General features: G+C 65.1%; 1 protein-coding gene. It reads left to right on the top strand.

All coding sequences use genetic code 11. The features are described from left to right. Positions 1-578: formate--tetrahydrofolate ligase (locus tag PV773_RS25155; RefSeq protein WP_347968993.1), on the top strand; the 578-nt coding region annotated here is incomplete at both ends.

The raw sequence follows: 578 nt of genomic DNA, 5'->3' as shown, positions 1-578 counted from the left end.
GGCCACGACAAGGCGAAAATCTCGGCCGAGTTCATCGCCAATGCCCGCAAGAACAAGGACGGCAAGCTGGTCCTGGTCACCGCGATCAACCCGACGCCGGCCGGCGAAGGCAAGACCACGACCACGGTCGGCTTGGGCGACGGCTTGAACCGCATCGGCAAGAAGGCGGTGGTCTGCATCCGCGAGGCCTCGCTCGGGCCGAACTTCGGCGTCAAGGGCGGTGCCGCCGGCGGCGGTTATGCCCAGGTCGTGCCGATGGAGGACATGAACCTCCACTTCACCGGCGACTTCCACGCCATCACCACCGCCCACAACCTTTTGTCGGCGCTGATCGACAACCACATCTACTGGGGCAACGAGCTCAACATCGACACCCGCCGCGTCGTCTGGCGCCGCGTCATGGACATGAACGACCGCGCGCTGCGCGAGATCAACTGCTCGCTCGGCGGCGTCGCCAACGGTTTTCCGCGCGAAGCGGGGTTTGACATCACCGTGGCCTCCGAGGTCATGGCGATCCTGTGCCTCGCCACCGACTTGAAAGACCTCGAGAAGCGCCTCGGCGACATCATCGTCGCCTA

The organism is Mesorhizobium sp. CC13 (assembly GCF_039907765.1).
Taxonomy (GTDB): domain Bacteria; phylum Pseudomonadota; class Alphaproteobacteria; order Rhizobiales; family Rhizobiaceae; genus Aminobacter.
The sequence above is the reverse complement of the archived record's forward strand: the minus strand, read 5'-3'. Positions and strand labels throughout refer to the sequence as shown.